The organism is Gilliamella sp. B2785, from assembly GCF_026537005.1.
GTDB lineage: Bacteria > Pseudomonadota > Gammaproteobacteria > Enterobacterales > Orbaceae > Gilliamella > Gilliamella apicola_E.
Genome location: NZ_JAFNNC010000011.1, coordinates 43,141 through 50,989 on the forward strand (window position 1 = coordinate 43,141; position 7,849 = coordinate 50,989).

7 protein-coding genes are annotated in these 7,849 nt (G+C 37.0%); all 7 read left to right on the plus strand.

The features are described from left to right. The first annotated feature begins 86 nt into the window (after positions 1-86). On the plus strand, positions 87-1,607 hold the full coding sequence (locus J3U24_RS11150; RefSeq protein ID WP_267331102.1) for an MFS transporter: 1,521 nt from the start codon (positions 87-89) through the stop codon (positions 1,605-1,607). Positions 1,608-1,645: 38 nt separating this feature from the next. Beyond that, positions 1,646-2,785, plus strand: a complete 1,140-nt coding sequence (locus J3U24_RS11155) for a glycoside hydrolase family 88/105 protein (RefSeq protein ID WP_065563806.1) — start codon at positions 1,646-1,648, stop codon at positions 2,783-2,785. Between the two features lie 95 nt (positions 2,786-2,880). After that, complete coding sequence (ung, locus tag J3U24_RS11160; protein ID WP_065733565.1) at positions 2,881-3,570, plus strand: uracil-DNA glycosylase; 690 nt, start codon at positions 2,881-2,883, stop codon at positions 3,568-3,570. Next, a complete protein-coding gene (gene gntR, locus J3U24_RS11165) occupies positions 3,567-4,565 on the plus strand; it encodes a gluconate operon transcriptional repressor GntR (RefSeq protein WP_065733566.1) in 999 nt (332 codons plus the stop codon). The genes ung and gntR overlap by 4 nt, the downstream gene beginning before the upstream one ends. 148 nt (positions 4,566-4,713) lie before the next feature. After that, a complete protein-coding gene (upp, locus tag J3U24_RS11170; protein ID WP_065563803.1) occupies positions 4,714-5,340 on the plus strand; it encodes a uracil phosphoribosyltransferase in 627 nt (208 codons plus the stop codon). 98 nt (positions 5,341-5,438) lie between these two features. Then, positions 5,439-6,677, plus strand: a complete 1,239-nt coding sequence (locus tag J3U24_RS11175) for a uracil-xanthine permease family protein (protein WP_065733567.1) — start codon at positions 5,439-5,441, stop codon at positions 6,675-6,677. 535 nt (positions 6,678-7,212) lie between these two features. Beyond that, positions 7,213-7,849, plus strand: a 637-nt coding sequence (locus J3U24_RS11180; protein ID WP_267347000.1) for a hypothetical protein, incomplete at its 3' end; no start/stop codon positions are given.

Genomic DNA, 7,849 nt, shown 5'->3' on the forward strand with positions numbered 1-7,849 from the left:
TTAAGAAAAGCACCCACCATAGACTAGCTAAAGAATGTGAAAAGGATATTTATTTTTTGAAATAAGGAAAAATGAGTGGGGCAAATATGAAAAAGAGAGTGATAGGTTTAAAAAATTACTTAGCTTATGGCGCTGGTGATTTTTTAGGTGCGGGAACAACAGCATTGACTGCTGTGTGGTTATTATATTTTTATACAAATTTTTGTGGACTAACGCCTATCGAAGCCACATTTATTTTTGCGGCAGCAAGGGTTCTTGATGCAGTGATTAGCCCATTGATGGGTTATTTAACGGATAACTTTGGCCGAACTCGATTAGGTAAACGTTTTGGTCGTCGTAAATTCTTTATCTTACTTGGTATTCCACTCATATTTAGCTATAGCGTAATGTGGGCACCTGGTATGAATTATCTCTACTACTTAATCACCTACCTCTTCTTTGACATGGTCTACACCATGGTGCTGGTTCCATACGAAACATTAGTTCCTGAAATGACCGATGATTTTAAACAAAAAACCAAATTTTCCGGTGCACGAATTTCAATGGCACAATTATCGGCAATATTAGCCGGGTTCTTACCGGGGATTTTACTCAACTATTTTGGTAAAGATAATGCAATATCATTCTTCTATGCAAGTTTAGTCTTCTCAATCCTATGTTCTTTTGCCCTTTGCATGGTATACCTATTTACATGGGAAAGACCAAATGAACTAAAATCGAAAGAGGCTTTACAAGCAGAACAACTAGCTGCTTCATTATCATTTAAAGAAAGTATCCGCCATTTGGTTATCGAATTATTATCCACCTTCAAAATAAAAATCTTCAGACAGCATTTAGGTATGTATCTTGGTGGATATATTGCTCAGGATGTATTTAACGCCGTCTTTACCTATTATGTAATTTTCGTTCTATTACAAGAGCCAACCGTTGCTTCAATGCTAATTGGAACTATGTCTATCACCCAATTTGTTGCTGTACTTTGTATGATGCCATTATGCATAAAATATGGTCCAGCGCCGGCATACCGAGCTGTCGTAACCATCTTTGGCTTAAGTTGCCTCTCTTATGGCATCATTTGGTATTACAACTTAAGTCACATTCACACTTTACTTGTTACCATCTCAGCAATAGCTGGATTAGGTCGAGGTGGTATCAACTACGTTCCTTGGAATATCTACACTTATATTTCAGATGTTGATGAAATTATTACCGGCAAACGCCGAGAAGGTATTTTTGCTGGCGTAATGACATTTACCCGAAAAGCTTCACAAGCGGGAGCAGTAATGTTGATTGGTGTATGTTTACAATGGTCGGGCTTTGTGAGTGGCCAAAATCAGCAACCTGAACAAGTCTCGCTAACTATCTTATTCTTATTAGTGATTGGAACAATATTCGTTCTCTCATTAGGATTTTTCATTTCGTTGAAATTCAAATTAAATCTAACCACTCACAAAATTTTAATCAATGAAATTAATAACATAAAAGGTATTGGAACAAGTTCTGAAAGACGAATTAGTGATGAAGGCAAACCGGTTGTAGAAATGTTAACTGGTATGCCGGTTTCCCAGCTCTGGGGAAATAACAATATAGGTTATAAAAATAAATAAAAAAAGAATTCAAATTTAATGATTAGTAGAGGTACAAAATGCAGATATTTCCTGTAAAACATAGCAAATTACTTTGTAAACCTGAATATATAATTTCACGTTCTGAATTAAAACAACTGATACATAAAATTATTAATAATCTAATTAATATCAAAGATGAAACCGGTGAATTTCTATTACGCTTAGATGATGGACGTGTAATAGACACTAAAGGTTGGAATGGCTGGGAATGGACTCATGGCATTGGACTTTATGGTATGTATCAATTTTATCAACAAACAGGCGACAAACCGACGCTCGACATTATTGACGACTGGTTTACACAGCGCTTATCAGAAGGAACACCAACCAAAAATGTGAATACGGTTTGTCCATTTCTAACGTTAGCCTATCGATATGAAGAAACCAAAAACCCTGTTTTTCTACCATATTTAGAGCGTTGGGCTGACTGGGTAATGTATGAAATGCCAAGAACGAAATTTGGCGGTTTACAACATATTGTCTACAACAATGAAAATCATCAACAACTTTGGGATGACACGCTCATGATGAGTGTATTACCTATCGCCAAAATCGGTAAATTACTCAATAGACCAGAATATATACAAGAAGCCATTTACCAAATACTGATTCACATCCAATATCTAATGGATCGCCAAACTGGGCTTTGGTTTCATGGATGGACTTTTGATGGCAACCATAACTTTGCCAAAGCCAGATGGGCAAGGGGAAACAGCTGGTTAACCATTGTCATTCCCGAATTTATTGAACTACTTGATCTTGATCAAAACGATCCATTTAGAAAACTACTAATTGAAGTACTCAATGCCCAAATTCAGGCATTGGCTAAATACCAAAATGAAAATGGGTTATGGCACACAATCATCGATGATCCAGATTCTTACTTAGAAGCATCGGCAACCGCGGGATTTGCCTATGGTATTTTAAAATCGATAAGAAAACGTTATATCTCTGATGAATATACCGTAATGGCAGAAAAAGCAATTAAAGGAATATTAACAAACATAGATGACAACGGAACACTACTCAATGTTTCATTTGGCACTGCAATGGGCAGTGACTTAGCATATTACAAACAAATCCCATTAACATCGATGCCATATGGTCAATCCATGGCAATTTTGTGTTTAACTGAATATTTAAGAGTGTTTATTTAATATCATCCAGCATTGATTAGCATTAGGTTTATTATTATTTTTAGGTATAATTATTATTAATGCAGTACCGTATAAAATTTTAGTAAAGGCAAAATATGAGTAATCAATTAACCTGGAACGATGTTATTGGCTCTGAAAAAGAGAAGCCCTATTTTCAACATATAATGCAATTTGTTGCCACACAACGCGCTGAAGGTAAAACCATTTATCCTCCTCAGCGCGATGTGTTTAATGCATTTCGTTTCACTGAATTTAATAACATCAAAGTAGTAATTCTAGGGCAGGACCCTTATCATGGCCCAAACCAAGCTCATGGTTTATCCTTTTCTGTATTACCGGGAATCAAACCACCGCCATCACTACTCAACATCTATAAAGAACTCTCAACGGATATTGACGGATTTACTATTCCAAATCATGGTTACTTAGGTTATTGGGCAACTCAAGGCGTACTACTACTTAACAACGTATTAACGGTTGAAGCTGGTCAGGCCCACTCTCATGCCAAAATAGGTTGGGAAACCTTTACCGATCATGTTATTGCTGCGATCGATAAACATTTGGAAGGCGTGGTATTTTTACTTTGGGGCTCGCCGGCTCAGAAAAAAGGTCAATTTATTGATCGGCAAAAACATCATGTATTAACCGCCGTACACCCATCGCCATTATCTGCACATCGTGGCTTTTTTGGATGTAAACACTTCTCAAAAGCAAATGCGATCATTACACAGCATGGTAAAACACCAATCGATTGGCAACCAAGATTACCGGAAAATAAACAATGAGTAAAAAACGTCGCCCTGGCTTACAAGAAATCGCCAACTTAATCGGCATCAGCAAAATGACAGTCAGTCGCTTTTTGCGAGATCCCAACCTAGTATCAGAATCACTTCGGTTAAAAATCTCATCGGCTATTGATAAATTAGGCTATATTCCAAACAAAGCGCCTGACATGCTATCGAATGCCAAAAGTTATGCTATTGGCGTGGTATTACCCTCATTAACTAACCAAGTCTTTGCTGATATTTTAAAAGGTATCGAAATGGTTACTGATGTAAAAGGGTACCAAACCATGATCACCCACACTGGATACAGTGCGGATAAAGAAGAGCTACGGGTTCGTTCATTACTCTCTTACAACATCGATGGACTCATATTAACAGAAAGAATACACAATCCGGCTACGCTCAAAATGATCGAAATATCTGGCGTCCCAGTAGTTGAAATAATGGACAGTATCTCACCTTGCATAGATATGGCTGTTGGCTTTGATAACTTTACTGCCACCAAAAATATGATTCATCACATGATAGAGAAAGGGCGACGCAACATAGTCTACTTCAGTGCAAGGCAAGATCAGCGAAGCATCATACGTCAGCAAGGTTATGAAAAAGCCATGCAAGAGGCAGGATTAACGCCTAAAACATTAGCAACCAAAGAAGCCTCATCCTATGAACTAGGCGCAAGATTTTTACACCAAATACTGAAAGAGTACCCAAGTGTCGATGGTATATTTAGTACTAATGATGATTTGGCGCTAGGCGTACTACTTGAATGTCAACGTATTGGTATTAAAATACCGAAACAAATAGCCATCGTTGGATTCCATGGTCATAAAATTGGTCAATATATGAATCCCAAGCTAGCCTCAATCCAAACCCCAAGAATCGAAATGGGCAAAATTGCTGCCGAATTACTACTAAAACGTATCAATGGTGAAAAGGTCGAGCAAAAAGTTATCGATTTACCAGTTGAATATCTCGAAGGTGAAAGTTTATAAAAAATGAAAAGCGAGTATTCACATCATCAATAATAATGCCTTTATTGGGATTTCGGGTTTTCATGATTTGATAACTCTGCTATAATTACCTCTCAGTGGTTATTTATACCTACTAATTAGATCATCGAAAAATAACACTGAGGCCCCCATGAAAATTGTTGAAGTAAAACACCCTCTAGTTCGCCATAAAATCGGCTTAATGCGTGAACACGATATTAGCACAAAAGATTTCCGAGACCTTGCTAGTGAAGTTGGTAGCTTATTAACTTATGAAGCGACAGCCAATTTACCGACTGAAAAAGTCACAATTCAAGGTTGGTGTGGACCTGTTGAAGTAGAACAAATCAAAGGTAAAAAAATCACCGTTGTGCCTATTTTACGTGCTGGTTTAGGAATGATGGATGGTGTCTTAGAACATATACCTAGTGCAAGAATTAGTGTTGTTGGTTTTTATCGTAACGAAGAAACGCTTGAACCAGTCCCTTATTTCCAAAAACTAACTTCTGATATTGAAGAACGAATGGCATTAGTCGTTGATCCAATGCTTGCTACCGGTGGTTCAATGGTTGCAACTATTGATCTGCTTAAAAAAGCTGGATGTAAAAATATCAAAGTACTTGTATTAGTTGCTGCGCCAGAAGGAATCAAAGTATTAGAACAAGCTCACCCAGATGTAGAACTTTATACCGCATCAATCGATGAACGGTTGAATGAAAAGGGCTACATTTTACCAGGACTTGGTGACGCCGGAGACAAAATATTCGGCACTAAATAAAATCTCAAATTTTAGACCGGTTTTAACCGGTTTTTTTATGCCTACTATTTGATTATAAATAGATATGATTAACATTAAGTGGAATAAGAGAGGACAATGTGTCTAAAAATATCGATAATGAAGCATCACAACACTCGTGGCAAGACATTTTTACCGGCGCCCAAATGCTATTTGTTGCATTTGGTGCATTAGTACTTGTGCCATTATTAACCGGCTTAAATACCAATGTTGCTTTATTCACAGCCGGATTGGGCACACTATTATTTCAACTCACCACCAAAGGAAAAGTCCCGGTATTTTTAGCATCATCCTTTGCTTTTATTGCACCGATCTCTTTTGGCGTTGCACAGTGGGGAATTCCTGCAACATTGGGTGGACTTGTTGCAGCCGGTTTTGTGTTTATGTTTTTTGCCTTTTTGGTCAAAATTAACGGAAAGCACGTAATTGATCGCATTTTACCGCCAGTGGTTACTGGACCGATCATAATGGTTATCGGTCTATCACTTGCACCGGTAGCCGTCAAAATGGCAATGGGAACCGACAGTGGAATACCCGCCGAAAACTATCAATTAATTTTGATCTCAATGGCGTCACTATTAACCACCTTAATTGTAGCAATTTGGGCCAAAGGCTTTTTTAGATTAGTCCCGATCATTGCAGGTATTGTTGTGGGATACGCATTGTCTTGCATAATGGGCATAGTCAATTTTCAACCCATTATTGATGCGCCATGGTTTAAAGTACCAGATTTCACCTTTCCAGAGTTTCACTGGCAAGCTATCTTATATATGATCCCAATTGTAATTGCACCGACGATCGAGCATGTTGGTGATATTATGGCGATCAGCGCAGTAACCGGAAAAGATTATACCCGAGATCCGGGCTTACAAAGAACATTGCTTGGTGATGGATTAGCAACCTCAAGTGCAGGCTTCTTTGGTGGTCCACCTTGTATCACTTATGCCGAAGTTATTGGCGCGGTCACATTAACCCGTAACTTCAAAACACGAGTAATGACTTGGGCGGCAATTTGGGCGATTTTCATGTCATTTGTCGGAAAGATCGGCGCTTTTTTAAGTACGATCCCAACAGTTGTTATGGGTGGAATTATGGTGCTTTTATTCGGATCGATTGCATCAGTTGGTATTAATATATTGATCAAACATAAAGTCGATCTTTCTATATCGCGCAATATGTGTATTGTCTCATTAGTATTAGTTTTTGGGATCGGCGGAATGATCTTTGATTTTGGATCTTATGCACTACAAGGTATTAGCTTATGTGGAATTTTAGCGATTTTATTAAATTTAATCTTACCTAAAAAATCAACTGACTAATAAATAGCTGTTAATCATCAAATTGATTAACGGCTAAAAAAATTACTGATTTTTACAAAAAAAAGTGAGGAGTGGGGTTTTTAGCGTTTAAAACTCCACTTAAAAATCAATAAATTATTCCAATAAAATAAAATTTTCCTGAATTAAAGATTATAGTTTTTAAGGATTTGTAAAGTTGATATTTATCAATTAAAACATAATTTCACAAAAAAATGTTTAGATCTTTTTCTGAAGATCTTTACAAAGATTAACGATCTAAAATGAAAAAATTATTGCGTCATATTTTTTCAGTCACTATACTTCCGGATCATTATTAGTTAGACAGATAAAATTTAACTAAAAAATATAAAAAAGTAAATAAATCATAAATATACTTGACAGGATTGTCGCATATGTTCTATAATTTTCAACAGGCAACAGGCAACAGGCAACTTGGCCAACCTATAATTTAAATTCGCCAAATTCAAACTCCCAGCCTATTTTTTTTCATTCCAGTTTATTAATCGACGAAAATTTAAGATCGCGTAGTCGATCGTTGCGCCGATCGTTATTTCGATCATCATTTGGATCATCATTCCGATCATCTCGTCGATCATCTCTCGGATCTAAATTACGCCGACAGATCTTTTTATCGCTCGGCTTTTTGCTAATACCTTTTTATTCCAGCCATGCATTAACCGTTAAAACCTCGAATATAATTCAGGGTAATGCGCCTTATTTAACTTTCGATGGTGGTAGAACAAGAGCGCTTAATATTGAAGTTTTGCTCGGTATTACACTCTCTAACGGAGAACAGTACACGGCTAAAACCAATACTTCATCATCTTCAAACCCCATTGAGTTACCAGTTGCAGGTCAAAGTTTTGCTGATATAGATATGATCTTTCCAACGAATGTCGATTTAATCGCTTTAAAAAAACTTATTGGTCCGCCCAATAATTATTGGTGGGATGATGACGGTGATGGTGAGATTAATGTTAATGGTTTTTTAGAGTTATCTCTCGTTGATGAAAGAAGTAGAACAGTATCACGTAATACAGTGTTAAGGCCTTGTAAAGCGCCTTATGAGGTTATATTAACTAGTACAAATGGTACATTAACAACGCGTTATGGTATTCCAAATAGTAGTGATTTCAATCCTAGTCGGGTCACTTATTTTGTCAAACCTAAGG

Coding starts and splice junctions, on each gene's coding strand:
- J3U24_RS11150 (WP_267331102.1), top strand. CDS start 87: ATGAAAAAGAGAGTGATAGGTTTAAAAAATTACTTAGCTTATGGCGCT.
- J3U24_RS11155 (WP_065563806.1), top strand. CDS start 1,646: ATGCAGATATTTCCTGTAAAACATAGCAAATTACTTTGTAAACCTGAA.
- ung (WP_065733565.1), top strand. CDS start 2,881: ATGAGTAATCAATTAACCTGGAACGATGTTATTGGCTCTGAAAAAGAG.
- gntR (WP_065733566.1), top strand. CDS start 3,567: ATGAGTAAAAAACGTCGCCCTGGCTTACAAGAAATCGCCAACTTAATC.
- upp (WP_065563803.1), top strand. CDS start 4,714: ATGAAAATTGTTGAAGTAAAACACCCTCTAGTTCGCCATAAAATCGGC.